This is a genomic window from Pedobacter ginsengiterrae (assembly GCF_039537385.1).
Taxonomy (GTDB): domain Bacteria; phylum Bacteroidota; class Bacteroidia; order Sphingobacteriales; family Sphingobacteriaceae; genus Pedobacter; species Pedobacter ginsengiterrae.
In genome coordinates, this window is the sequence record NZ_BAABAK010000023.1 from 1 (window position 1) to 662 (window position 662).

At 38.8% G+C, this 662-nt stretch carries 1 protein-coding gene; it reads left to right on the forward strand.

Annotation, left to right across the window (positions count from 1 at the left end; genetic code table 11):
• Positions 1–211: 211 nt before the first annotated feature.
• Positions 212–662, forward strand: a 451-nt coding sequence (locus ABD692_RS20870; RefSeq protein WP_344770102.1) for a DDE-type integrase/transposase/recombinase, incomplete at its 3' end; no start/stop codon positions are given.

The window sequence follows — 662 nt, forward strand, 5'->3', positions numbered from 1 at the left end:
CTACAAACAAGATGATAGATATTGCAGAACGTGATTTAAATATCTCTATCAGAAAAAAGTCTGGAGCCAAACAGTCAAAGAAATAAAAGAACAACGTCCAGAGCTAAGCATTGACAAGCTCTGCGGATTGTTTGGCTTTACCAGACAGGCTTATTATCAGTTACAGAAGTACGAGTATAAATGTCGGGCGCAATCTCATATAGTACTTGAAATGATTAAAAATGAGCGGAGCAGCTTACCTGGTATTGGTGGTCGTAAAGTGCTCAGTTTAATTGGCGCAGAAATGAAAAGAGAAAATATAACTATGGGTAGAGATGCCTTTTTTGATTTATTAAGGGAAAACCATTTATTGATTCGGCACCATAAAATCAAAATCATAACCACCAATTCTAGGCATTGGTATCGTAAATATCCCAACCTGATCAGAGGTATTCAGCTAATACGCCCACATCAACTATGGGTAAGTGATATCACATACGTTGCAACCAGCGAGGGATATTTATACCTTTCGCTGATCACTGATGCCTATTCCAGAAAGATAATTGGATGGAACATATCCAATAAGCTAGAAGCAGATGGTGCTGTATCTGCTTTGGAAATGGCTCTTAATCAGTTACCCGCTGATAAAGCAGCTAGTCTTATCCATCATTCAGATCGTGGCG